Origin of the sequence: Streptomyces sp. NPDC018693 (assembly GCF_044391385.1) — a bacterium.
Classification (GTDB): Bacteria; Actinomycetota; Actinomycetes; order Streptomycetales; family Streptomycetaceae; genus Streptomyces.
In genome coordinates this window covers 541134-566686 of the sequence record NZ_JBIRZZ010000003.1, presented here as the reverse complement: position 1 = coordinate 566686, position 25553 = coordinate 541134, and the positions used below count along the sequence as shown (strand labels likewise).

18 protein-coding genes, 1 tRNA gene and 1 pseudogene are annotated in these 25553 nt (G+C 71.5%); 3 read left to right on the top strand and 17 right to left on the bottom strand.

Annotated features, from left to right (window positions below; translation table 11 throughout):
- Positions 1 to 27 precede the first annotated feature (27 nt).
- From hemW to lepA, 4 genes are all read right to left on the bottom strand, one after another.
- On the bottom strand, positions 28 to 1260 hold the full coding sequence (gene hemW / locus ACH5AC_RS10920) for a radical SAM family heme chaperone HemW (RefSeq protein ID WP_398861391.1): 1233 nt from the start codon (positions 1258 to 1260) through the stop codon (positions 28 to 30).
- A gap of 27 nt (positions 1261 to 1287) precedes the next feature.
- Entirely contained in the window at positions 1288 to 3165 is a 1878-nt protein-coding gene (locus ACH5AC_RS10915) for a SpoIIE family protein phosphatase (RefSeq protein ID WP_398861390.1), read from the bottom strand.
- 213 nt (positions 3166 to 3378) lie between these two features.
- Positions 3379 to 5253, bottom strand: coding sequence for an AMP-dependent synthetase/ligase (locus ACH5AC_RS10910; protein WP_398861389.1), 1875 nt, complete (start codon positions 5251 to 5253; stop codon positions 3379 to 3381).
- A 269-nt stretch (positions 5254 to 5522) separates the two neighbouring features.
- On the bottom strand, positions 5523 to 7391 hold the full coding sequence (lepA, locus tag ACH5AC_RS10905) for a translation elongation factor 4 (protein ID WP_398861388.1): 1869 nt from the start codon (positions 7389 to 7391) through the stop codon (positions 5523 to 5525).
- A gap of 243 nt (positions 7392 to 7634) precedes the next feature.
- On the opposite strand from lepA, the gene rpsT reads away from it, so the two are divergent.
- A complete protein-coding gene (rpsT, locus tag ACH5AC_RS10900; protein ID WP_367323126.1) occupies positions 7635 to 7901 on the top strand; it encodes a 30S ribosomal protein S20 in 267 nt (88 codons plus the stop codon).
- Between the two features lie 202 nt (positions 7902 to 8103).
- Here the strand turns inward: rpsT and ACH5AC_RS10895 are convergent, their stop codons facing one another.
- The 10 genes and pseudogenes from ACH5AC_RS10895 to leuS all read right to left on the bottom strand — a co-directional run bounded on the left by ACH5AC_RS10895 (position 8104) and on the right by leuS (position 19903).
- Positions 8104 to 8499 carry a nuclear transport factor 2 family protein gene (locus ACH5AC_RS10895; protein WP_398861387.1) on the bottom strand — a complete coding sequence of 132 codons (396 nt, stop codon included), beginning with the start codon at positions 8497 to 8499 and terminating at the stop codon, positions 8104 to 8106.
- A gap of 219 nt (positions 8500 to 8718) precedes the next feature.
- On the bottom strand, positions 8719 to 9705 hold the full coding sequence (gene holA, locus ACH5AC_RS10890; RefSeq protein WP_398861386.1) for a DNA polymerase III subunit delta: 987 nt from the start codon (positions 9703 to 9705) through the stop codon (positions 8719 to 8721).
- Between the two features lie 169 nt (positions 9706 to 9874).
- Positions 9875 to 10120, bottom strand: a complete 246-nt coding sequence (locus ACH5AC_RS10885) for a hypothetical protein (protein WP_398861385.1) — start codon at positions 10118 to 10120, stop codon at positions 9875 to 9877.
- Between the two features lie 38 nt (positions 10121 to 10158).
- Positions 10159 to 10248 (bottom strand): annotated as a pseudogene (locus tag ACH5AC_RS10880) (deaminase); the annotation flags it as partial.
- Positions 10249 to 10253: 5 nt separating this feature from the next.
- A complete protein-coding gene (locus ACH5AC_RS10875) occupies positions 10254 to 11072 on the bottom strand; it encodes an arylamine N-acetyltransferase (protein ID WP_398861384.1) in 819 nt (272 codons plus the stop codon).
- A gap of 90 nt (positions 11073 to 11162) precedes the next feature.
- On the bottom strand, positions 11163 to 13781 hold the full coding sequence (locus tag ACH5AC_RS10870; RefSeq protein WP_398861383.1) for a ComEC/Rec2 family competence protein: 2619 nt from the start codon (positions 13779 to 13781) through the stop codon (positions 11163 to 11165).
- 194 nt (positions 13782 to 13975) lie between these two features.
- Positions 13976 to 15022, bottom strand: a complete 1047-nt coding sequence (locus ACH5AC_RS10865) for a helix-hairpin-helix domain-containing protein (protein WP_398861382.1) — start codon at positions 15020 to 15022, stop codon at positions 13976 to 13978.
- Between the two features lie 142 nt (positions 15023 to 15164).
- Positions 15165 to 16010, bottom strand: a complete 846-nt coding sequence (locus ACH5AC_RS10860) for a DegV family protein (protein WP_398861381.1) — start codon at positions 16008 to 16010, stop codon at positions 15165 to 15167.
- 132 nt (positions 16011 to 16142) lie between these two features.
- Positions 16143 to 16877, bottom strand: coding sequence for a hypothetical protein (locus tag ACH5AC_RS10855; protein WP_398861380.1), 735 nt, complete (start codon positions 16875 to 16877; stop codon positions 16143 to 16145).
- A 155-nt stretch (positions 16878 to 17032) separates the two neighbouring features.
- On the bottom strand, positions 17033 to 19903 hold the full coding sequence (gene leuS, locus ACH5AC_RS10850; protein ID WP_398861379.1) for a leucine--tRNA ligase: 2871 nt from the start codon (positions 19901 to 19903) through the stop codon (positions 17033 to 17035).
- Between the two features lie 570 nt (positions 19904 to 20473).
- Here leuS and ACH5AC_RS10845 point away from each other — a divergent pair.
- Both ACH5AC_RS10845 and ACH5AC_RS10840 read left to right on the top strand, forming a co-directional pair.
- The gene (locus tag ACH5AC_RS10845) at positions 20474 to 21697 is read left to right on the top strand and encodes a ferric reductase-like transmembrane domain-containing protein (protein ID WP_398861640.1); all 1224 of its coding nucleotides are present in this window, start codon (positions 20474 to 20476) and stop codon (positions 21695 to 21697) included.
- The gene (locus ACH5AC_RS10840; protein ID WP_398861378.1) at positions 21694 to 23301 is read left to right on the top strand and encodes an NADH-ubiquinone oxidoreductase-F iron-sulfur binding region domain-containing protein; all 1608 of its coding nucleotides are present in this window, start codon (positions 21694 to 21696) and stop codon (positions 23299 to 23301) included. Before ACH5AC_RS10845 ends, ACH5AC_RS10840 begins: the two co-directional genes overlap by 4 nt.
- A 111-nt stretch (positions 23302 to 23412) precedes the next feature.
- Here ACH5AC_RS10840 and ACH5AC_RS10835 read toward each other — a convergent pair.
- From ACH5AC_RS10835 to ACH5AC_RS10825, 3 genes are all read right to left on the bottom strand, one after another.
- Positions 23413 to 23485 (bottom strand) — tRNA-Ala (locus ACH5AC_RS10835).
- 104 nt (positions 23486 to 23589) lie between these two features.
- The gene (locus ACH5AC_RS10830; RefSeq protein WP_067241185.1) at positions 23590 to 23823 is read right to left on the bottom strand and encodes a hypothetical protein; all 234 of its coding nucleotides are present in this window, start codon (positions 23821 to 23823) and stop codon (positions 23590 to 23592) included.
- 246 nt (positions 23824 to 24069) lie between these two features.
- Positions 24070 to 25533, bottom strand: a complete 1464-nt coding sequence (locus ACH5AC_RS10825; RefSeq protein ID WP_398861377.1) for an MFS transporter — start codon at positions 25531 to 25533, stop codon at positions 24070 to 24072.
- Positions 25534 to 25553: the final 20 nt, after the last annotated feature.

The following is a 25553-nucleotide window of genomic DNA, read 5'->3' as shown; positions in this document are numbered from 1 at the left end:
TCCGCACCGATTCACTCGCCCGAGTGATCAGTCCACCAAGTCCCGCACCACTGCGTCCGCCAGCAACCGCCCCCGAAGTGTCAGCACCGCCCGCCCCTCCTCGTACGGCCCGCTCTCCAGCAGCCCTTTCCCCAGCGCCCGCCGTGAAGCCGCGAGCCCCTCCTCCCGCAGCAGGTCCAGCGGTGCCCCCTCGCGGAGCCGCAGCTCCAGCAGGACCCGCTCCACCCGCCGGTCCTCCTCCGACAGCAGCTCACGCCCCGCCCCCGGCGACCGCCCTGCCGCCAGGGCCGCCGCGTACGCCCCGGGGTGCTTCACGTTCCACCACCGCACGCCGCCCACGTGCGAGTGCGCCCCGGGCCCCGCGCCCCACCAGTCGGCGCCGCGCCAGTACAGCTCGTTGTGGAGGCAGCGGGCCGGCTCGGAGGTGGCCCAGTTCGACACCTCGTACCAGTCGTACCCCGCCGCCGACAGCGCCGACTCGGCGATCAGATAGCGGTCGGCGTGGACGTCGTCGTCGGTCATCGGGACCTCGCCCCGGCGGATCCGCCGGGCCAGCTGCGTGCCCTCCTCGACGATCAGCGCGTACGCCGAGATGTGGTCGGGCCCGGCGCCCAGCGCGGCCTCCAGCGACTCACGCCAGTCGTCGTCGGACTCCCCCGGCGTGCCGTAGATCAGGTCGAGGTTGACGTGCTCGAAGCCCACCGCGCGCGCCTCCGCGACGCACGCCTCGGGCCGCCCGGGCGTGTGGGTGCGGTCGAGCACGCGCAGCACATGCCGCTTCGCGCTCTGCATGCCGAAGGAGATCCGGTTGAAGCCGCCCTGGCGGAGCACGGCGAGATACGCCGGGTCGACCGACTCCGGGTTCGCCTCGGTCGTGATCTCCGCGTCCGGCGCCAGCCCGAACTCCTCGCGGATCGCCCCGAGCATCCGTACGAGATCCCCGGCCGCCAGCAGCGTAGGCGTGCCACCCCCGACGAACACCGTACGGACCTGGCGCGGGTCGTCGCCGAGGACCTTGCGGGCGAGGCGGATCTCGTCGATCAGCGTGTCGGCGTAGTTGTCGCGGGACGCCAGGACCCCGCCCGTGCCGCGCAGCTCGGTCGCGGTGTAGGTGTTGAAGTCGCAGTAGCCGCAGCGGGTCGCGCAGTAGGGGACGTGCAGGTAGAAGCCGAGGGGTCGGCCGGCGGCCCCGGCGAGCGCGGAGGCGGGCAGCGCGCCGTCGGCGGGGACGGGCTCACCGTCGGGGAGTGCGGAAGGCATGCGTTCCATTGTCCCGCACGCGAGCGCCTACTCGGCCTGGAGCACCAGCAGCGCCAGATCGTCCTCCGGCGGGCGCCGTCCGAAGGCGTGCACCTGGCTCCGGATCCGCTCCGCTATCCGCTCGGCGTCCAGCCCCACGCAGGCGGCGAGCGCGTGGGCGAGCCCGTCCCCGTCGTCGAACTGGCGGGAGCCCGAGCGCCGCTCGGTGACCCCGTCGGTGACGCACAGCAGGGTGTCCCCGGGCCGCAGCCGCACGGTCTCGCTGGTGTACGTGACGTCCTCGACGACGCCGAGCAGCGTCTGCGGCTGCGCGGCCGTACGGACGTCGCCGTCGGGCCCGAGGATCAGCGGCAGGGGGTGTCCGGCGGAGGCGAGGGTGCAGCGGACGCCGCCGGGGAAGGGGACGAGTTCGCCGTAGAGGACGGAGAGGAAGCGGGTCTGGGGGCCGTCCTCGGGGCCGGCGGGGCCGACGAAGGCCCGGGCCGCCGCGTCCGCCGCCTCGGTCGCGTCGTCCAGGAGGAGCTGGTTGAGGCGGTCGAGGACGTCGGCGACGCCGTAGCCCTCGCGGGCCAGCAGCCGCAGCCAGGGCCGGGCGAGCCCGATGACGACGGCCGCCTCGGGGCCCTTTCCCTGTACGTCCCCGACCGCGAAGCACCAGCGCCCGTCACCGGCCGGGAACAGGTCGTAGAAGTCACCGCTCGGTCCGCCGCGCTCGCACGGCTCGTAGACGAGCGCACTGCGCACCCCGGGGATCTCGGCGACCGCGCCGGGCAGCAGCCCGCGCTGCAGGACGGCGCTGATGGTGGCCTGCCGGGCGTACTGGCGGGCGGCGCCGATCGCGAGCGCCACCCGGCGGCTGAGGTCCTCGACGAGCCCGGTGACCTCGTCGGGGAAGCGCAGCAGCCCGGCCCGCCCGATGACCAGCGTGCCCAGCGGACGGCCGCCCGCGATCAGGCGGTACGACAGTGCCGTGCCCGGCGCGCCCAGCGCCTGGCCGGGCCACGGATAGGTGGCGGGCCCGGAGCGGGGCGGCTCGGTGAGGTGCGGCGGGTCCTTCTCCAGGGCGCGGCGCAGCTCCTCCAGGTGGCCCTCGTCGCCGTGCCAGACGCGGGCCAGCCGCTGCCAGTCGGCGCAGGCCCCGTCGCCCCAGGCGCCGCGCGCGCCGATGTCGTCCTCCAGCCAGACCGCGCACCAGTCGGCGAGGCGCGGCACCAGCAGCTGGCCGGTGAGTGAGGCGACCAGGTCCTCGTCGAGCTGCCCGGCGAGCAGGTCGGACGCCTCGGCGAGGAAGGAGAGCGCACCGCGGTTGAGCCACTCCCGGTCGCGTCCGGGGCGGGGCGGCTCGGGGGCGAGGGCGAGGCCGAAGGGGTCCGGGGAGAGTTCCGGGTCGTCGTCGGGGGGCTCCTCTTCGGCGTGCCCGGCGACCAGCCGCGCCCACACCGTCTTGACGCCCCGGCGGTAGGTCACGCCCCACGACTCGGCGAGCAGCGTTATCAGCCGGAGTCCGCGCCCGTACTCCGGCGCCTCGCGGGGCGGTGCGTCCCACGCGCCCACGGACTCCCCCTCGCAGGGCGTACGCGCCGGATGGTGGTCGGACACCTCCACCACCACGGCGTGCGCCGCCCGCTCCCCCTCCTCCTCACGCTCCTCCAGCCGACAGGCCAGCTCGATGTCCGTCCCGGCGTGCACCACGGCATTGGTGACCAGCTCACTGACGACGAGCACGGCGTCCTCGGCGAGCCGCGCCGGCACCCCGACCCCGAGTCCGGCCCACTCCTCCAGTGCCGCGGCCAGCAGCCCGCGGGCGGCACCGGGAGCGAGAGAGCTGCCCGCCAGCGTCGTACCCACGCCCGGCGTGTCACTGGCACGGGCCTCACTCTCCCGCTGCGCCGGAATGGCCCCCATCGACAGCTCCCTGGAACGGCTGGCACGAACAGCCGCCAGGGTGACAGACAGACCCCGCCCCTATGCGAGGAGTTACCGAAGTGGACCGAACCCGAGCGTTTTGACGCCGGGTTCGGCAGAAAAGGGGCGCGGGGCTCTGCTCGACATGCGGCTCCGCCGCGTGGGCGCGATCAGCCACCGACGACGGAAAGCCGCCGAACAGTCCCCGCCCCGCTACGCCTCGCGCGCCCCCTCGTACATCTCCTCGATCAGATGCTTGTACTCCCGCTCCACGACCGGCCGCTTCAGCTTCAGGCTCGGCGTGATCTCGCCGTGCTCCACATCGAGATCCCGCGGCAGCAACCGGAACTTCTTGATGGTCTGCCACTTCTGCAGTCCGGAGTTGAGCTGGTCCACGTACCCCTGGACCATCGCGACCGTGGCCGGCGCCGAAACGACCTCCGCGTAGGACTTGCCGCCCAGCCCGTTCTCCTCGGCCCACCCCAGGATGGCCACCTCGTCCAGCGCGATGAGCGCCGTGCAGAAGTTCCGGTCGGCCCCGTGCACGAGGATGTTGGAGACGTACGGGCACACCGCCTTGAACTGCCCCTCGACCTCGGCGGGCGCGATGTACTTGCCGCCGGACGTCTTGATGAGGTCCTTCTTGCGGTCGGTGATGCGCAGATAGCCGTCGGGCGACAGCTCGCCGATGTCACCGGTGTGGAACCAGCCGTCGGCCTCCAGCACCTCCGCCGTCTTCTCGGGCAGCTTGTGGTAGCCCTCCATGATCCCGGGGCCGCGCAGCAGGATCTCGCCGTCGTCCGCGATGCGGACCTCCGTGCCGGGCAGCGGCTTGCCGACCGTGCCGGTGCGGTATGCCTCGCCGGGGTTCACGAAGGAGGCCGCGGACGACTCCGTGAGGCCGTAGCCCTCCAGGATGTGGATCCCGGCGCCGGAGAAGAAGTAGCCGATCTCGGGTGCGAGGGCGGCCGAGCCGGAGATGCAGGCGCGCAGCCGCCCGCCGAACGCCTCGCGGATCTTCGCGTACACCAGCGCGTCGGCGACCTTGTGCTTGGCGCCGAGCCCGAAGGGGACGGAGGCGGTGCCGGTGCGCCGGAAGTTGTCCTGAGCTGTCTTCGCGTACTCGCGGGCCACCGCGGCGGCCCACTGGAAGATCTTGTACTTGGCGCCGCCGCCGGCCCGGGCCTTGGCCGCGACGCCGTTGTAGACCTTCTCGAAGATGCGGGGGACGGCGGCCATGTACGTCGGCTGCACGACCGGCAGATTCTCGATGATCTTGTCGACGCGGCCGTCCACGGCGGTGACGTGGCCGGCCTCGATCTGGCCGGAGAGCAGCACCTTGCCGAAGACGTGGGCGAGCGGCAGCCACAGGTACTGCACGTCCTCGGGGCCGACCAGTCCGGTCGCGGAGATGGCCTTGGCCATGTACGACCAGTTGTCGTGCGGGAGGCGCACGCCCTTGGGGCGGCCGGTCGTGCCGGAGGTGTAGATGAGCGTGGCGAGCTGGTCGGAGGTGAGCGCGCCGACGCGCTCCTTGATCAGCTGGGGGTCCTGCTCCAGCCGTGCGGCGCCACGCTTCTCCAGGTCGTCCAGCGTGAGGATCCAGTCGGCGGTCTCGACGCCCTCCGGGTTCACGACCACGACATGCGTGAGGTCGGGCAGCTCGGCGCGCTTCTCGACGGCCTTGGCGAGCTGGGCCGCGTCCTCGGCGATCAGGACCCGGCTCTCGGAGTCGGAGAGGATGTACGCCGATTCCTCGGCGTTGGTCTGCGGGTACACGGTCGTGGTGGCCGCGCCGGCGCACATGATGCCGAGGTCGGCGAGGATCCACTCGATCCGGGTGGAGGAGGCGAGCGCCACGCGCTGCTGGGGCTGGACGCCGAGGTCGACGAGGCCGGCGGCGATGGCGTAGACCCGGGTCGCGGCCTGGGCCCAGGTGAGCGACTTCCACTCGTCCGGCCCTTCGCCGGACGCGGACGGCACGGGGTAGCGGTATGCCTCGGCGTCCGGTGTGGCCGCCACACGCTCCAGGAAGAGGCCCGCGACGGACGGCGGACGGTTCTCGATCAGTGTCTGTGTGTCGCTCACGACATCCTCCGGGGCCCGCGACGGTGCGGCTGGCTCAGGTGCGGTGGGTTCACTCGCGCGCCGTTGTTTAACTCGCGAGTAACTATCGAGCAGGGATCAGAGTAAAGCCCGACCGGCCGGTTCGTAAGAGTCCTCGCCCTGTCACTTCGCAGAGAGAGTGCGTTTCGTTACGTACGAAGGGCTGTGCGAAGGGCCCGCCGTGCTTGCACACGGCGGGCCCTCGATGCCCGTTTCGCCGGGCGGGCGGCTGTAACCCTCGGTTACCGCGGTTACTTCTTGCCCTTGCCCGACGCCGCGCTGTCGTCGCTCGACAGGACGGCGATGAACGCCTCCTGCGGAACCTCCACGGATCCCACCATCTTCATCCGCTTCTTGCCTTCCTTCTGCTTCTCCAGCAGCTTCCGCTTACGGGAGATGTCACCGCCGTAGCACTTGGCGAGGACGTCCTTGCGGATGGCGCGGATGGTCTCGCGGGCGATGACCCGGGAGCCGATGGCGGCCTGGACGGGCACCTCGAACGCCTGCCGCGGGATCAGCTCCTTGAGCTTGGCGACGAGCCGCACGCCGTACGCGTACGCCTGGTCCCGGTGCGTGATGGCGGAGAAGGCGTCGACCTTGTCGCCGTGCAGCAGGATGTCGACCTTGACGAGGCTGGAGGTCTGCTCGCCGGTGGGCTCGTAGTCCAGCGAGGCGTACCCGCGGGTCTTGGACTTCAGCTGGTCGAAGAAGTCGAAGACGATCTCGGCGAGCGGCAGGGTGTAGCGGATCTCGACCCGGTCCTCGGACAGGTAGTCCATGCCGAGCAGGGTTCCGCGCCGGGTCTGGCACAGCTCCATGATCGAGCCGATGAACTCGGTCGGGGCGAGGATCGTGGCGCGTACGACGGGCTCGTACACCTCGTTGATCTTGCCCTCGGGGAACTCGCTCGGGTTGGTGACGGTGTGCTCGCTGCCGTCCTCCATCACGACCCGGTAGACCACGTTCGGCGCGGTCGCGATCAGGTCGAGGCCGAACTCACGCTCCAGCCGCTCCCTGATCACGTCCAGGTGCAGCAGGCCGAGGAAGCCGACGCGGAAGCCGAAGCCGAGGGCGGCGGAGGTCTCCGGCTCGTAGACCAGCGCGGCGTCGTTGAGCTGGAGCTTGTCGAGGGCGTCGCGCAGCTCGGGGTAGTCGGAGCCGTCCAGCGGATACAGGCCGGAGAAGACCATCGGCTTGGGGTCCTTGTACCCGCCGAGCGCCTCCGTGGCCCCCTTCTGCTGGCTGGTGACGGTGTCACCGACCTTGGACTGGCGGACGTCCTTCACACCGGTGATCAGATAGCCCACCTCGCCGACGCCGAGTCCGTCGGCGGGCAGCATCTCGGGCGAGTTCGTCCCGATCTCCAGCAGTTCGTGCGTGGCGCCCGTCGACATCATGCGGATGCGCTCACGCTTGTTGAGCTGGCCGTCGATGACACGGACGTACGTCACGACACCGCGGTAGGAGTCGTAGACGGAGTCGAAGATCATGGCGCGCGCGGGCGCGTCCTTGACGCCGACCGGCGCCGGGATCTCCTGGACGACCTTGTCCAGCAGCGCCTCGACGCCGAGCCCGGTCTTGGCGGACACCTTGAGCACGTCGTCCGGGTCGCAGCCGACCAGGTTGGCGAGTTCCTCGGCGAACTTCTCGGGCTGTGCGGCCGGCAGATCGATCTTGTTGAGTACGGGGATGATCGTGAGGTCGTTCTCCATCGCCAGGTAGAGGTTGGCGAGGGTCTGGGCCTCGATGCCCTGGGCGGCGTCGACGAGGAGGATGGTCCCCTCGCAGGCGGCGAGCGACCGCGAGACCTCGTACGTGAAGTCGACGTGCCCCGGGGTGTCGATCATGTTGAGGATGTGCGTGTTGCCCGGGTCGTGGGTCGGAGCCCAGGGCAGGCGCACGGCCTGGGACTTGATCGTGATGCCGCGCTCGCGCTCGATGTCCATACGGTCGAGGTACTGAGCACGCATCTGCCGCTGCTCGACCACACCGGTCAGCTGGAGCATCCGGTCGGCGAGCGTGGACTTGCCGTGGTCGATGTGCGCGATGATGCAGAAGTTGCGGATCAGAGCCGGGTCGGTACGGCTCGGCTCGGGCACATTGTTAGGGGTCGCGGGCACGCAGGGTCCTGTCTCTTGAGGCGCCTTATGCCTCGGGTCGGATCGATACGTAGCTTCCATGGTCCCACGGGTGGGAAGCGGGAGCCGGTTTGGGCCACTCGAAGGGCCGCTGGTAGTGTGGGGGGCTGTGTCTCATGCCCTCTCAGCGCGAGGCACGACCCCAAGAAATCACCTGGTACGGGACCCGGAAGCTTCATGTCCGGAGTCCTCCTGGCCCGTGCCTGAACCTGAAAAGGCTCATTCGTGGCGAACATCAAGTCCCAGATCAAGCGGATCAAGACCAACGAGAAGGCCCGGCTGCGCAACAAGGCCGTCAAGTCCTCCCTGAAGACCGCGATCCGCAAGGCCCGCGAGGCCGCTGCCGCGGGTGACGTCGAGAAGGCCACCGAGCTGCAGCGCGCCGCGTCGCGTGCGCTCGACAAGGCCGTCTCGAAGGGCGTCATCCACAAGAACCAGGCCGCCAACAAGAAGTCGGCGCTGGCTTCCAAGGTCGCGTCCCTCAAGGGCTGAACCAGTCATCTGGTCTGATCGCCGGTAGGACCCAGGGCGGGCCCTCTCTCATCCGCCCCCGACCGGCACCCGAGTCCGCTCGCGGCCTGCGTTCGCCACGCGGGAGCGGCTCACCAGCCTGAACCGAAGGCCCCGGCACCTCGCCCTTCCCCAGGGCGGGGGCCGGGGCCTTCGGCATGGGCCGGGGCCTTCGGCATGGGCCTCACGCCCAGAACTCGTCGTCCCTGTCGATGTCCAGGGAACACTGGTCGAGATCGCTCGTCTTGTCCCCGACGATCCGGAACACGATCACCTCGTCGCTGTCGAACCGCTTGCCGTTCCGCTCGGCGCTGGTGTGGTGCACGGCGACCGCATGGCCCCGGCCGTCGACGAAGACGTCACGCATCTCGACGCGCATCGTCCCGTTGGTCTCCTGCATGAGCCGGCCGTACATCTCGATGATCGAGTCCTGGCCCTTGTAATCACCCGAGAACATATGGCTGCCGGGCACGTGCTGCGTACAGTCCGCCGTCAGCATCCCGCGCAGGGTGTCCATGTCACCGCGCGCGAAGGCTTCGTATCCCTTGCGGACGAGTTGGGCGTGCGGGTGCTCAGCCATGACGATCGCCACCTTTCGCTGACTGGGCGAGGTGCGGCTGACACGTACGATTCTCCTCGCCGGGCGGCGGGTGGCGACTGGATCATCTGGCTGGTGGGGTTGCGTGGTGAGACGTCCTGCCCGTGGGGCATTCACCCCGGGGTCCCGTGAGGCATCCAGCTCGGGGCCCTACCCACCCCGGTGAGGCATCCACCCCTGCGGATCGTCCGCCCCGGTGGATCATCTCCCCCGGGAACGGGCCGCCCGCGCGATGGCCACCACGGCCTTCTCCAGGGCGTACTCGGGATCGTCCCCGCCGCCCTTGACCCCGGCGTCGGCCTCGGCGATCGCCCGCAGCGCCGTCGCGACCCCGTCCGGCGTCCAGCCGCGCATCTGCTGCCGCACCCGGTCGATCTTCCACGGCGGCATGCCCAGCTCCCGCGCGAGATCGGCGGGCCGCCCACCACGCGCGGAGGACAGCTTGCCGATGGCCCGCACGCCCTGCGCCAGCGCACTGGTGATCAGCACGGGCGCCACCCCGGTGGCGAGGGACCATCTGAGCGCCTCCAACGCCTCCGCGGCCCGCCCCTCCACGGCCCGGTCGGCGACGGTGAAGCTGGACGCCTCGGCCCGCCCGGTGTAGTACCGCCCGACGACGGCCTCGTCGATGGTCCCCTCGACATCGGCGCACAGCTGCGACACGGCAGAGGCCAGCTCCCGCAGATCGCTCCCGATGGCATCGACCAGCACCTGGCATGCCTCAGGTGTGGCGGACCGCCCGACGGCCCGGAACTCCTGCCGCACAAAGGCCAGCCGATCGGCCGGCTTGGTCATCTTCGGACAGGCGACCTCCCGGGCACCCGCCTTCCGCGCGGCGTCCAGCAGTCCCTTGCCCTTCGCCCCACCGGCGTGCAGCAGCACAAGCGTGATCTCCTCGGCGGGCGCCGAGAGATACGCCTTCACATCCTTGACCGTGTCGGCCGACAGATCCTGCGCATTCCGTACGACGACGACCTTGCGCTCCGCGAACAAGGACGGGCTGGTCAACTCGGCAAGCGTGCCGGGCTGCAACTGCTCCGGAGTCAGATCCCGCACATCCGTGTCCGCATCAGCCGCCCGAGCAGCAGCCACCACCTCCTGCACGGCACGGTCCAGCAGCAGTTCCTCCTGCCCCACCCCAAGCGTCACGGAGGCAAGCGGATCATCATGAGCACTCTTCCTGGCCATCCCCCCAAGCATGTCACGCCCTACTGACAGCCCCACCGCCTCAGCTGCCGGCACTCGTGCCGCTGGGGCGGCACGAGTGGGCGCTGGGGTCCCCCCTCTGGGGGAGGCACCCCGCCACGCCGGGCTGCGCACCCACCCCCGCCCAGCCCCAACCAGCGGTCACCACGAACTACGGCTCCTCCCGCCACCCCTCCCACTCACCGGCGAACGCATCCAACTCCCCAGGATCCAACCGCCCCTCCTCATCCCGCAGCACCACCAACCACTGCGCATCCTCCGCGTCGTCCTCCCCCGCCAACGCATCCCTCACCAACCGCGGCTCCTCATCCACCCCGAACCGCTCCCCCAACGCCTCGGCCACCTCCTCCGCCGCGTCCCGATCAGGCAGCACCAGCACATGTCTCACATCACTCACACGCCCATTGTCCAGCCCACGTCACCTGCGCCAGAACAAGTGGTCACAAGGTCCGCGTCAAGAAAGTCCCGGATGGTGGTGGCCCCACCCCCGAGCCGGACATCCTTCCCCCGCGCCGCCTCCCACGCACTCATCACCCACTCACGTGATCCACCTCACACTGATCGTCCTTACGTACCTTCGGCACCCGCTCCAGCACGATCCCGAACCGCTCCCGGTACACCGCCAGCACCTCCTCGTCCTCCCGCAGCTCCCTCCGCTCGACCGTCCCGTCGGCAGCCCTCTCCTTCAGCCGCCGCCCGCTGAGCGTCACCCTCCCCCCGTCCTCCGTGAACCGCGAGCAGACCAGCGACCGCGTGAAGCCCGACTTCGGCGAGGTCCGGTGCCACCAGGCCCCCGTCACGAAGTCCTCAAGCACCCGGGGTCTCAACTCCAGCCGGTACTCCGCCTTGCCGTTGCGCACGATGTCGACCTCACCCTCCCCGCCGCTCTCCACAATCCGGAACACCCCTCCGGCCTCCACCTGTTCGCCCCGCTCCCCGAACACCAGCGGATAGTGGCTGTGATCACCGAACCCCACATCCGCCAGCCACTCGCCACCGTCCTCCGCCACCACCCGCAGCGCGACATGGTCGTACGGAATCCCGAGCTTCCCGTCCTTCCCGCTCACCCGCGCCGCGAGCAACGTGACCTCATAGCCCAGCGCGTCCAGCAACGCCCCGAACGCCCCGTTCACCTCATAGCAAATGCCTCCCCGCCCCCCGCTCACCACCTTCTGCACCAGCCACTTCTCCTCCAGCACCATCTCCTCACCAAGGTGAATCGACAGATTCTCGAACGGCACCCGCTGCTGATGACGCAGATGCAGCTCACGCAGGGCATCGGCAGTGGGCCGCACAGGCCGCTCGACCCCCAGACGGCGAAGATAGGCATCGACCTCTACGGAATCCATGCCCCCAGTGTCCCCACAACTCCCGCCATCACCACCGCGATTACCTCCCACCCCCGGGGGCCCCTCCCCCCTCCCCCCCTCGCCACCACCTCACCGCCCCGAGACCCGCAGTCCCTCCCCCGCGCCACTGACCGCCAGCGCCCCGTCCTCATCCGTACGCAGCACCACCGCGCCCGCCGCCCGCAGCGCCGCGACGGTACTGGGAGCGGGATGGCCATACGGGTTCTCCGCGCCGCAAGAGATCAACGCCAGCCTGGGGGCCACCGCACGCATCAGCTCCGGGGCTTGGTAGGCCGAGCCGTGATGAGCCACTTTCAGGACGTCGACACCGCCGAGCAGCGCGGCCGCCGGCGATCTCAGCAGTGCCTGCTGGGCCGGTGGTTCGAGGTCCCCGAGCAGCAGCAGCCGTAGCCCCGCCGACCGCACCAGCAGCGACACGCTGGCGTCGTTCGGCTCGTCGGGTTCCGGGGCCGGCCGGGGCGGGGGCCACAGCACCTGCCAGTCGAGGGAGCCGAGACGCCGCCGTTCCCCCGCGACCGCCCGCACGACCGGGATGTCCCGGGCCGCCGCCTCCCGCCGTACGAACTCCGCCTGGCCCACGGGCTCCTCCAGGCCGGTCGTCTCGATCGCCCCCACCGACCGCCCGCGCAGCACCCCCGGCAGCCCGGCCACATGGTCGGCGTGGAAGTGGGTCAGCACGACCAGCGGAACCCTGGTGACGCCCAGCGTGCGCAGGCACCGGTCCACCAGCACGGGATCCGGCCCGGCGTCCACCACCACACCGGTGCCCGCACCCGCCGCGAGCACCAGCGCGTCACCCTGCCCCACGTCGCACATCGCCAGCCGCCAGCCCGGCGGCGGCCAGCCCGTGACCACCCGGGTCAACGGTGGCGGCTGCACCACCGCCAGGACGAGCAGCAGTCCGCACGCCCCGCACAGCCACGGGTGCCGCAGCAGCCGCCGCCCGGCTACCACCGCCACCGCCGTGACGAGGGCGAGCAGCAGTGCCCCGGTCCAGCTGCCCGGCCAGTCGATGCCGCTGCCGGGCAGCGCCGCCCCGGTCCGCGCGATCCCCGCGATCCACTCGGCCGGCCAGCTCGCGCACCACGCCAGCGCCTCGGCCACCGGCATCGCCACGGGCGCCGTCGCCAGCGCCGCGAAGCCGAGCACCGTGGCCGGCGCGACCGCGAACTCCACGAGCAGATTGCACGGCACCGCCACCAGACTGACCCGCGCCGACAGCACCGCCACGACCGGTGCGCACAGCGCCTGCGCGGCCCCGGCCGCCGCCACCGCCTCCGCCACCCGGCCCGGCACCCGGCGGGCCCGCAGCGCGGCGCTCCAGCGCGGCGCCAGCGTGAGCAGGGCTCCGGTGGCGAGGACGGAGAGCAGGAAGCCGTAACTCCGGGCGAGCCACGGGTCGTACAGCACCAGCAGCAATACGGCCGTCGCCAGCGCGGGGATCAGGGACCGGCGGCGGCCCGTGGCCAGGGCGAGCAGCACGACGGCCCCGCAGGCCGCCGCCCGCAACACGCTCGGGTCGGGTCTGCACACGATCACGAAGCCGAGGGTGAGCGCGCCGCCGAGCACCGCGGTCGACCGCAGCGGGATGCCGAGGCGGGGTGCCAGCCCGCGCCGCTCGACCTGCTGAGCCAGCCCCGGCGGTCCGATCAGCAGGGCGAGAATGATCGTGAGGTTGCTGCCGGAGACGGCGAGCGTGTGCGCGAGATCCGTCTCCTTGAAGGCCGCGTCCAGTTCCGGTGTGATCCGCGAGGTGTCGCCGACGACCAGCCCCGGCAGCAGCGCCCGTGCGTCGGCGGGCAGTCCGTCGGTGGCTTCCCGCAGCCCCGCCCGCAGGCGTCCCGCCAGCCGCTGCGCCGCCGACGCCTGCTCCACGACCGACGGCACCGTCTGGTCCCGTACCCGCAGCACGGCCGTGATCCGGTCCCCGCCGGTGGTGGCGGGCGCCAGCCGTCCGGTCACCCGCACCCGCGTCGACGGCAACAGCCCTAGCCAGGGTGAACTCTCCGGCCCGCTCTCCGCAGCCGCCGCCCGGGGGTTGGTGGGCCCGGCGCGTCCCTGTTCCACCTCCACCATCAGCAGCACCGGCGCCCGTGTCGCCACCGCCGCACCGCCCGGGTCCTCGACGCGGCGCACCTCGGCCTCGACCAGCACGGACCGGGGCATCACACGGTTGCCGCCGATCCGGGGCCGGGTGAGCCGGGGATCGGAGGTGAGCCGCACCTCGGCGGTGACCGTCGCGTGCTGCCGGGCCAGCCCCGGCACCGGCCCCCGGCGCAGGTCCGCCCCGTGCAGCCCGGCCGATGCGGCGGCCGCCGCCACGCACAGCAGCACAGCGGCCACGGTCGCCCGGGGCCAGGCGGCCCCGTCGGCCGACCATCCCAGCCGGGATCCGACACCTCCGATGCGCCAACGCCCCCTCCGCGATCCGGAGCCCGCGAGGCGCCGCCGCGCCATGAGCAGTCCGCAGGCCACGACCGCGCAGCCGACCGCCACGGCGGTGACCGTTTCCGGTGCCGCGTCCAGAGCCAGCGCCGCCGTCGCCCAGGCCGCAAGCGCGGGCGGCACCAGCCGCAGATCGACCGGGCCCTCCTGCCGGGGCCGGGCGTCGCCCAGCCGCTTGTCCGAGTCCCCGTGCACGATCCGCCGGCCGTCGAAGCCGGGGCCCGTCTCCTCGGCCCCGCGCACGCCACGCCGACCGCCGGAACCAGAGAACGTCCCCTCCTCCCGCTGCACGCCACGCCCACGACCAGAGCCGGAGACCGTCTCCCCCGCCCGCAGCACAACCCGCCCACCACGAGAACCAGAGGCCGTCCCCTCAGTCCGGCGCAGACCCCGCCCACCACCAGATCCAGAGACCATCCCCTCTTCCCCCGCGCCCCTCACGGCCGGACCAGATTCCGCAGGTCGGCGAAGCGGCGCTCGCCGATGCCGTTGACCTGGCGCAGTTCGTCGACCGAGCGGAAACCGCCGTGCTGGGCGCGGTAGTCGAGGATGTGCTGGGCGAGCACGGGGCCGACGCCCGGCAGGGTGTCGAGTTGCTCGGCCGTGGCCGTGTTGAGCGAGAGCGGAGCGGCCGGTCCCGCTGCCGGGGGCGCGGCTCCGGCCGGTGCCCCGGAGGTCCCGGCAGCGGTGGCCGCCGCGGGCAGCGGGATGCCGACGACCACCTGTTCCCCGTCGACCAGGAACCGCGCGCGGTTGAGTCCGTCGGTGTTCGTGCCAGGCCGTACCCCGCCGGCCGCCTGCAGCGCGTCGGCGACCCGTGAGCCGGCGGGCAACCGGTGGATCCCGGGCTCGCGTACCTTGCCGCTGACATCGACGACGATCTCGGCCGCCGCCGCACCGGGACTCGCGGTGACCGCTCCGGCGGCCCCCGCGGCAGACCCGGTGCCCTCGCCCGTCGCCTCGTAGGGCGCCGCCGCGCGCACCACTTCCGGCGCCCGCACGGACTGCGCCCGGCCGCCCCAGAAGTGCTGCACGGCGAAGACGGCGGCGACGAGCAGCACCACCGAGAGCGCCAGCACGCTCCTGCGCTCCAGTCCGCAGCGTGCCTGCACCCACAGCGGAAGCCGCTCCCGCAGAGCCGGACCGACGCGCTCCCGCCAGGTGTCCGCCCGCGGCTCGGGCTCGGCGGACCCGGGTCCGGGCGACGGTGCGGGCGGTTCGGAAGGCGGCAGCCCTCGTGCGGGCGGCTGGTGCGGTGCCGCGTCGTGTCCTGGTGGTCCGGTGCCCGACTCCGCTCGTTGCGCGGCGGGTTCGGTGAACAGTGCCTCGGCGCGGCCTCGGAGTTCCTCCGCCGAGGTGTGGCGGTGCCGGACCGCGCCCCGTACGGGCGGGCGGCTGTGGCGGCGGGCGCGGCTGTCGGAGCCGGGGAGGCGGCCGGGGCCGCTGGTCGCGGTGGTGCTGCGTGTGCGTGATCGAAGTGCCATGCCACGAGCATCGGACACTTCTCACGACCGCGGTGATCTTGCTCAATTTCTGGGGATTACCGCCCAGTTGTGGATAAGCCCACCACCCACGTGAGTGAACATGAAGCCGGAAGGCCCGGCTGACGTGCTGGTTGACGTGCCGTCACCTGGGTGAGACCACGGCGCCCAGCAAACCCGGCCCGGTGTGCGCCCCGATCACCGCGCCGACCTCGCTCACATGCAGGTCGGCGAGTCCGGGCACCCGACCGCGCAGTCGCTCCGCCAGTGCGGCGGCGCGGTCGGCGGCGGCGAGATGATGGACGGCGATGTCGACGGGCGCGCCGCCCGCCCGGTCGGCGACGAGTTCCTCCAGCCGGGCGATCGCCTTCGACGCCGTGCGCACCTTCTCCAGCGGTTCGATACGCCCGCCCGCCAGCTGCAGCAGTGGCTTGACCGCGAGCGCGGAGCCCAGCAGAGCCTGGGCGGTGCCGATGCGGCCGCCGCGCCGCAGGTACTCGAGGGTGTCGACGTAGAAGTAGGCGGAGGTGCCGGCGGCCCGTTTCTCCGCGGCCGTGACCGCCTCGTCGACCGTGCCGCCTGCCTCCGCCGTCTCGGCCGCGGCGAGCGCGCAGAAGCCGAGCGCCATGGCGACCATGCCGGTGTCCACCACCCGCACCGGCACCGGCGCCTCGCGGGCCGCGACGACCGCCGCATCGTAGGTGCCGGACAGTTCGGCGGACAGATGGAGGGAGACGATGCCGGTGGCGCCCGACTCGGCGACCTTGCGGTACGTCTCGGCGAAGTGCTCGGGGCTCGGTCGGGAGGTGGTGACGGGGCGTCGCTTCTGCAGGGCCTGGGCCAGCGAGCGGATGGAGATCTCGGTGCCGTCCTCGAGCGCCTGGTCGCCGAGGACCACCGTCAGGGGCACCGCGGTGATGCCGTGGCGCTCCATCGTCCGCTGCGGCAGGTAGGCCGTTGAATCCGTGACGATCGCGACATGGCGGGACATGAGCTGGAGGTTACCTGCCGTAGCGGGTGGACGGCAGTCCGGCCCCTCGGGGCTGGACGACCCTTGACCGAATCGAGCGCCGAACCGGGCACGGACGCAGGCAACCGATCACGCCCCGGGACCGGGCGCGGATCAGGTGGTGCTCTCGGGACGGGGCTTCTTCTGCCAGGGGTAGGTGGTACGCGGCCCCGGCGGTGTGATGGCCGGCGGCTCCGGGTCCGGTGCCGTCTGGGTGCCCGGCGCCTCCGGCCAGGTCTGGCTGCCGTCCTTCGGGTCGGCGGCGGGTGCCTCGGGCCAGGGCGGGGGCGTCTGGGCGGAGTCCTCGGTGGTCCAGTGTCTGAGGGCGCCCGCCTCGACGTCGATCTGGGCGCTGAGGGTGTCGAGGTCGTCGTCGGCGAAGCGCCGGGCGCGGTCCCGGGCGGCCCAGCGCAGTGAGTCCGCGGAGTCGGTGATGCGCTCGGTGCGCTCGCGCAGCTCGGGCAGGCGTGCGGCCAGGGTGCCCCGGTCGGGTTCGGACTCCAGGCGCTTGAGCTCGGAGTCCAGTTCGTGTCCGTGGGCGCTCAGGCGCCGGAAGAGGGCGAGGGACTCCTTGAGGGACTCGTCCTCGGCGGCGCCCGCGTGCAGCGCGTCCTGGGTGGCGCGCATCGAGGTGCGCAGCTTGAGCCGGAGCTGGGCGATCTCACCGGCCGGCCCGAACTGGGTGAAGGACTTGGCGCGCAGCGTGTGGTCCTCGACCGTGCGGCGGGCCTGGGTGATGGTGCGGTCCACGCCGCGCTTGGCGGCGCCGACCACCTTGACCGTGGCGTACGCGCCCAGCGCCAGGAAGAGCACGAAGAGCAGCACGACCAGGGCGATCACGACTTCCACGGCGCTCCTCCTCCACAACGGCACGGCCCACTGCGCGCCGCTTCTCCCACGGTAAACGCCGCGGGCTGGCCCGGAGTTCCAGAATGACCCCGAGCCGGCCCGCAGAAAACCCGGAGCCTGACCCGGGGACAACCCCGAGATTGGCTCCGGTCGGCTCACGCCGGGACGATGTTGACCAGCTTCGGCGCCCGCACGATCACCTTGCGGATGCCCGCGCCGCCCAGCGCCTTGACGACGCCCTCGTCGGCCAGCGCCACCTTCTCCAGCTCGTCCTCGGAGATGGCCGGGGACACCTCCAGGCGCGCCTTGACCTTGCCCTTGATCTGCACCACACAGGTCACGGACTCGTCCACGACGTAGGCCGGGTCGGCGACCGGGAAGTCCTGGTGGACGACCGAGTCGGTGTGGCCCAGCTTGCGCCACAGTTCCTCGGCGATGTGCGGGGCCAGCGGCGCGACCAGCAGCACCAGCGACTCGGCGACCGGCTTCGGCACCGCCTTGCCGGCCTTGGTCAGGTGGTTGTTCAGCTCGGTGATCTTGGCGATGGCGGTGTTGAAGCGCAGGCCCTCCAGGTCCTGGCGCACCCCGTCGATGGCCTTGTGCAGGGCACGCAGCGTCTCCTCGTCGGGCTCGGCGTCGGAGACGGTGACCTCGCCGGTCGACTCGTCGACGACGTTGCGCCACAGCCGCTGCAGCAGGCGGTACTGGCCGACCACCGCACGCGTGTCCCACGGCCGGGACACGTCCAGCGGGCCCATCGCCATCTCGTACAGGCGCAGCGTGTCGGCGCCGTACTCGGCGCAGATGGCCTCCGGGGTGACGGCGTTCTTCAGGGACTTGCCCATCTTGCCCAGCTCGCGCTTGACCGGCTCGCTCTGGAAGAAGAACTTCCCGTCGCGCTCCTCGATCTCGGCGGCGGGCACGGCGAAGCCACGGCTGTCGCGGTAGACGTACGCCTGGATCATGCCCTGGTTGAACAGCTTGTGGAACGGCTCCGCGGAGGAGACGTGGCCCAGGTCGAACAGGACCTTGGACCAGAAGCGCGCGTACAGCAGGTGCAGCACGGCGTGTTCGGCGCCGCCGACGTACAGGTCGACACCGCCGTGCGGCGTGCCCTCACGCGGGCCCATCCAGTAGCGCTCGATCTCGGGGTCGACCAGCTGCTCGCTGTTGTGCGGGTCCAGGTAGCGCAGCTCGTACCAGCAGGAGCCGGCCCAGTTGGGCATGGTGTTGGTCTCGCGGCGGTACCGCTTCGGGCCGTCGCCCAGGTCCAGGGTGACGTTGACCCAGTCCTCGTTGCGTGACAGGGGCGTCTCGGGCTGGGTGTCGGCGTCGTCCGGGTCGAAGGTGCGCGGGCTGTAGTCCTCGACCTCCGGCAGCTCCAGCGGCAGCATCGACTCGGGCAGCGCGTGTGCGATGCCGTCCTCGTCGTAGACGATCGGGAAGGGCTCGCCCCAGTAGCGCTGGCGGCTGAACAGCCAGTCGCGCAGGCGGAAGTTGACGGTGCCCTCGCCGATGCCCTTGCGCTCCAGCCATGCGGTGATGCGCGCCTTGGCCTCGACGACGCCCAGGCCGTCCAGGGAGACCTCGTCGCTCGTCGAGTTGACGCTCTTCGCGTCGTAGGAGGCGAAGGCGTCGTCCCATGTCGACGGGTCGGCGTCACGGCCGTCGGTCGGTTCGACGACGCAGCGGATCGGCAGTTCGAAGGCGCGCGCGAAGGCGAAGTCGCGGGTGTCGTGCGCCGGGACGGCCATGATGGCGCCGGTGCCGTAGCCCATCAGGACGTAGTCGGCGATGAAGACGGGGATCCGCTCGCCGTTGACCGGGTTGGTGGCGTACGCGCCCGTGAAGACGCCGGTCTTCTCCTTGGCGTCGGCCTGGCGCTCGACGTCGGACTTGGAGGCGGCCTGCGCGCGGTAGGCGGCGACGGCCTCGGCGGGGGTGGCGTGGCCGCCGGTCCACACGTCGTGGGTGCCCTCCGGCCAGGCGGCCGGGATGAACTTGTCGACCAGGGGGTGCTCGGGCGCCAGCACCATGTAGGTGGCGCCGAACAGGGTGTCCTGGCGGGTGGTGAAGACGGTGATGTGCTCGCCGTCGATGGGGAAGTCGACGCGGGCGCCCTCGGAGCGGCCGATCCAGTTGCGCTGCTGCAGCTTGATGGCCTCGGGCCAGTCCAGCTCCTCCAGGTCCTCCAGCAGCCGGTCGGCGTAGGCCGTGATGCGCATGTTCCACTGGCGCAGCTTGGCCTTGAAGACGGGGAAGTTGCCGCGCTCGGAGCGGCCGTCGGCGGTGACCTCCTCGTTGGCCAGGACAGTGCCCAGGCCGGGGCACCAGTTGACGGGCGCGTCGGAGGCGTAGGCCAGGCGGTACTCGCCCAGGACGTCGGCGCGCTCGGCGGCGGTCAGCTCGCTCCACGCGCGCGTGTGCCCCGGTACGGCACGCTCACCGTTCTCGAACTGGGCGACCAGCTCGGTGATCGGGCGGGCCTTGCGGGCCTTGTCGTCGTACCAGGAGTTGAAGATCTGCAGGAAGATCCACTGGGTCCACTTGTAGTAGTCCGGTTCGATCGTGGCGAACGACCGGCGCTTGTCGTGGCCCAGGCCCAGCTGACGCAGCTGGGACTTCATGTTGGCGATGGCGGCCTCGGTGGTGACCCGGGGGTGCTCGCCGGTCTGCACGGCGTGCTGCTCGGCGGGCAGGCCGAAGGCGTCGAAGCCCAGGGTGTGCAGGACGTTGTGGCCGGTCATGCGCTGGAACCGGGCGAAGACGTCGGTGGCGATGTAGCCCAGCGGGTGGCCGACGTGCAGACCCGCACCGGAGGGGTACGGGAACATGTCCATGATGAACTTCTTGGGCCTGGCGACCAGCTCGGGGTCGCCCGCCAGGTCACCCTTGGGGTTGGGTGCGGCGTACGTCCCGTCGACGTCCCAGAAGTCCTGCCAGCGTGCCTCGATGTCGGCCGCCATGGCGGCCGTGTAGCGGTGCGGCGCGGCCACCTCGGCGGCAGCGGGGTTCGTCTCGCTCATGGTCCTCAAAGCTCCATCGATCGTCTCTGCCAGCGGCTTCTCTCAGGAAACGAAAAATCCCCTCGCACAGGAGGGGACGCCGCGCCGATTCCGACCACGATCTCACCGGCGGTCGGGACTGATCAGCGCGGCTCGCTAAGCAGAAGGCGTACGGCACGCATGCGGTCAGGGTACCGCAGGCGTTGAGCAGGCCGCGACGCGCTTCCGTATGTACACCGGACGTACGGAAGCGCACACCGGGGAGAGGCACTGAACAGAGGTCAACGATTACTTCGCGCAACAGCCCATAGAGTGCAAGACCTCCACACACATTGTCACTTGATAACAACGCAATAACTCAAACCTCGTACTCGTCGGTATGGCGCCGCCTAGAGTTCGGCAGCGGGACCGCTTTCCCGAACCGTTCGGAGTTGCCCCCATGAACCCTCGCCCTCACAGCAGCTCACCGCCCCGGCCCGGCCCGCCGCTCCCGGAGGCGGCGACCGCTGCCGCTTCGACGCCCGCACTCGCCCTCCTGTCGACGGGAGGCATGTCGTGACCACGGAGACGTTCGATCCGAACGAGGGCACGATGGATGACGCCTTCCTGGAGTTCCTCAACTTCGGCGCGGGCGTGCTGTCCCTCGTCTGCCTCACCTGCTCGGTGATCTGGGGACTCGTCGCGCAGGACCGGATGATCCTCAGCACCCGCCAGAGGATCACGGGTCAGGCCGTTCACCGGGTGACCGCGGTCGCCTCCATCGCGTTCCTCCTGGTGCACATCGTGACCAAGCTGGCACTGGAACACACCAGCTGGATCGCCGCAGTGATCCCCTTCGGGCTGCTCCTCTCGGATGACGACAAGTTCACGGGCACCGCCTTCCTGGTCGGCCTCGGCACCCTGGCAGGCATGCTCATGATCTTCGTGGGCATCACCGGCGCGCTGCGCAACCGCTTCGCCTCCCCGGCGCCGGTCGCGGCGCGCTGGCGCGCGATGCACATGCTGGCCTACCCGGCCTGGTGCGCGGCACTGATCCACGGGCTGTACGCCGGCCGCCCGGCGAAGACGTTCTTCATGGTGTCGTACGAGCTGTGTGTGGTCGCAGTCGCCGCGGCACTCGCCCTGCGCGGGGCGCCGCGCCCCCTGAAGCGAAAGCTCGCCGTCCGGATCGCCCGAATGATCGGCAACGACGAGCCCGCCGGCCGCGAGGAGCTGGAGACGAGCCGGGCCAGGGCGACGGACCCCGCGGTCTCCGATCTGGAGCGGAAGTGGTCGGCGCGCGGCGACTCGACGGGGCCCCTGCCCCGCGTGACACCCGCCTCCGCGGATCCCCTGTACCAAGCCCCCTCGGCCTCCGCCCAGGAGTCCACGTCCGGTTTCTCGGCCGCCTACCGCGCGGTCTCGGGATCCTCACAGGGCCAGCGCCGTCTCGCCGACCAGACCTCGCGCCTCGACCTCCCCCTGGACACGCAGCCGACCGAGGTGTTTCCGCGGTTCGACGACACCTCCAGCACCTCGGGCAGCTGGCCGATCCCGTCTCCCCCACCGGTCGGGGAGGCACCCCCCTCGGCCTACGACCCGCTCATCGACACCGGGTACAACATCCCCGTCTACGGCAATTCCGGCGATTCTGCCATCTCGGGGTACAGCCCGAGTGATGTGTACGACACCACTGAGACGAACACCGTCCCCGGCACGTACAACCAGAACGACACGTACAACAGCGGTCCCGCCAATGAACCATCCCCCGGTGCGTCCTTCGACACGCCGGGTTCGGGCGAACCTTGGAACACGCCTTCCGGAGGCTATAGGTGAACGAGGCCCTGCCCGACGTCCCAGAAGTCCGCGTGGTCGGCCTTCCGCAACTCACGTCGGGCTTCGACCTTGTGGAGAGACTCGACCTGCCCATGCACCTGAAGGTGCACGGGCCGCTCGAACCGATGGGCGGCGAACAGCTCGCGAAGCTCGCCGAGAACATCAACCTGAAGGGCCGCGGCGGCGCGGGCTTCCCCTTCCACAAGAAGCTGCGCTCGGTCGCCGAAGCCGCGATCAAGCGCGGCGTACGGCCGGTCGTGGTCGTCAACGGCAGTGAGGACGAACCGGCCTGCCGCAAGGACACGGTGATGATCAACCGTGCCCCGCATCTCATCCTGGACGGCGCGCTGCTGTGCGCCGAGGCCCTGGGTGCCCGCACGCTCGTGGTGGGGGTCACCCGCGAATCCACCCAGCGCTCCATGGAAGCGGCGCTCGCCGAACGCGGGCTCAGCAACAGCCGTCGTTCGGCTCTACGCGCGTGGGTGCAGCGCAATCCGGTCCGTATGGTCACCGGCGCGGCCGCCTCCCTGATCCGCTCGATCGACGGCGGCCCGGCGATCCCGCCCGGCCGCAAGATCAGCGCCTCGCAGAGCGGCGTCGGCGGCGCACCGACCCTGCTGTCGAACGCCGAGACGTTCGCCCAGCTGGCGATCGCCGCCCGCATCGGCCCCGAGCGCTACGGCAACACCGGCCTCTACGACGAGCCGGGCACCGTCATGCTCACGGTCTCCGGCGCCGTGGCCCGCCCGATGGTGCTGGAGGTGCCCACGGGCGTCCCGCTGCGCTACGTCCTCCAGTTGGCCGGCGCCCCGCCGGTCCCGCAGGGCGTGCTGACCGGCGGCTACCACGGCAAGTGGATCGACGCGGCAACGGTCAACGAGGCGATCGTCTCGCGCAACTCCCTGGACGCGGTGGGCGGATCGCTGGGCGCCGGCGCGATCCTGCCGATCAGTCAGGAGACCTGCCCGCTGGGCGAGTCGCTGCGCGTGGCGCAGTGGCTGGCGGAGGAGAGCGCGGGCCAGTGCGGCCCCTGCTACCTCGGTCTGCCGGCCGCCGCGCGTGGCATGGAGGACATCCTGGGCGGCGGCGGCCCGGCCGCCCTGGAGGCGCTCAAGCAGGTCGCCAAGAACGTCAAGCGGCGCGGCGCGTGCTCCCACCCGGACGGCTCCGCGATGTTCCTGGAGTCGACGATCAAGGCGTTCACCGACGACCTGGCCGCCCATGTCCTCGGCAACGGCTGCGGACGGCCCGTGGCGGGCGTGCTGCCGCTCTTCGAGGGAGGCAGGGCCCCTACGGGCATCCCGGGCGGCGGCGAGGCCGAGGACGGCCCCAGCCGCCAGAAGATCTTCGTGGACTGGACCCTGTGCCGCGGCCACGGCCTGTGCGCGGACATCCTCCCGGAGGTCTTCCAGCTCGGCGCCGACGGCTTCCCGACGGTCGCGCAGGCGAAGGTGCCGCGCTACGCCGAGGACAAGGCGATGCGCGCGGTGCGGCGCTGCCCGGCACTGGCCCTGCGCATCGAGGAGGACACACGCGCACAGGCACCCTCCCGCAACCTCCCCGTCCTCTCCCAGGGCCGCGGCCGCCGCGCCCTGGGCCGCTGACCCCCACCACCCCCACCGGGCCGCCCCTTTCGGGCGGTCCGGTGCCCGGTCAACACCGCCCACGCACAACGAAAAATCCCGCCGGATCAAAGGATCCGGCGGGATCTGCTGTGGAGCTAAGGAGAATTGAACTCCTGACCTCCTGCATGCCATGCAGGCGCTCTACCAACTGAGCTATAGCCCCTTGCTGTGTCCCCCGGGGTTTCCCCCGGCGGCGACGCCAACATTACACGGTCCAGGGGGTGGAACACCAAATCGGTTTCGCTCCGCCCCCGGCAGCCGACCGTGTCACGCCGTCACGAACGAGTAGAACCGCTTGAGTGTGCAGTGCTCCTCCAGGAGGCGGCCGTAGATCGGCTCACCCTCCAGCTCGCGGTACGTCTCGATGGGGTCGCCTTTTATGATCAGCGCCCGCGCGCATTCCTCGCACCAGTACTGGTAGTCGGGGTTGACCGGCTCCATGTCGCGCACGATCGGGTTGCCGCTGCCGCACCAGTCGCACTTCCGCCTGTGTGCACCCATCGATCAGCTCCAGCTGTGGCCGCAGGACGTGCACACGAAAGAAATGCCGCCGTTGTCCCCGAGGACCTGGGCCACATGCGCCGAACCGCAGGAGGGGCAGCTGAGGCGGGTCACCGTTTCCCGTGTCAACGCCACATCGAAGAGGCCACCGACCTCTTCGATGATGCTCGCAGGCATCGCTACTCCCTCCCGTCGGGCCGCGCCCCCTTCCGGCCGTTTGATTCTGCCACGGCCGGGCCGAGACGGTCAGCGACGCCGTCGTACCAGTCCGGACACGGCACCCACCGCGGCCGTCGCGGCGAGCGCGACCATGCACGCGAGAAGCGCGTCCGCAGAGGTATACGCCCCCGGGGCCCCAAGTGACTCAAGCCGGTTGAAGAAGAGTGTGCCGAAGGCGGCCACGCCGATCAGCTGGCCGAGCTGGGTGACCGTGGCGAGCAGCCCGCTGGCGTCCGCCGCGTCCTCGGGCCGCACCCCGGCCAGCGCCCCGGTGAGCGTCGGGCTGAAGGCGAGCGCGAGCCCCGCGCCCACACCGAGGTACGCGGCGTACACCACGAGTCCGCCGTGGGTGCCGTCCTCCAGCGCCAGCCCCGCGCCCGTCACCGAGAGCACGATCAGCGTGAACCCGGCCGGGACCAGGAGTCGTTGGCCGACCGCGGGCCACCGGCGCCAGGTCAGCCCGACCACTCCGAAGACCGCCGCGGTCGGCGCGAAGGTGAGCCCGGTGCGCAGGGCGCTGTCCCCGAGGCCGCCCTGGAGGTGCAGGGTCAGCACGAACAGGAAGCCGCCGTTGACCGCCATGACCGCCGCGATGCGCAGGACGGCGAGGCCCATGCCGGGGTGGCGCACCACCCGGGGCGCGATCAGCGGGGTGCCGCCACGCCGGGCCAGCCGGGACTCGTAGCCGCAGAACCGGGCGAACACGGCCGCGCCGACGCCCAGCGACAGCCAGGACCACAGCGGCCAGTCCTTCTCCTGCCCGAGCACCAGTGGCACGGTGACCAGGCAGACGGCCGCTCCCAGCAGGACCAGGCCGGGCCCGTCGAGCCCTCGGCGGCGATCCGTCCCGCTCCCCCGCGGCAGGACGCGTCGCCCGACGGCGAGCAGGACGAGACCGACCGGCACGTTCACCAGGAACACCGGCCGCCAGCCGGTGCCCAGCAGGTCGGCACTGACCAGGCCCCCGCCGATCACCTGCCCGGCCGCGGCGCCGACGGCGAGGACTGCCGCGTACGCGCCGAGCGCCCGCACCCGGGCCTCGCCGGTGAAGGTGCGCTGGATCAGGCTGAGCACCTGCGGGATCATCAGCGCCGATCCCGCGCCCTGCGCCAGCCGGAAGGCGATCAGTTCGGTGGCGCCCTGGGCCAGCCCGCAGGCGAGCGAGGCCGCGGTGAACAGCGCGAGCCCGGCGAGATGCACCCGGCCGTGGCCGAACCGGTCGCCGAGGCGGGCGCCGGTGATCAGCAGCACCGCGTACGTGATGGCGTAGCCGGCGACGACGAGTTGCAGGTCGGCGCCCGAGGCGTGCAGGTCGGAGCCGATCGTGGGGGCTGCGACGTTCACGATGAAGACGTCGAGCAGGGCCATGAACTGGGCGGCGAGCAGCACCGCGAGCAGCGCCCGCGGCCGATTGTCAGTGGCGGGGTGTTTACTGTCCGTAGTGATCGAGGCGGGCGCCGACACGGTGCCCGGCCGGGGTGTGGTCGTCATGCCGTAGAGCGTGGGCACGC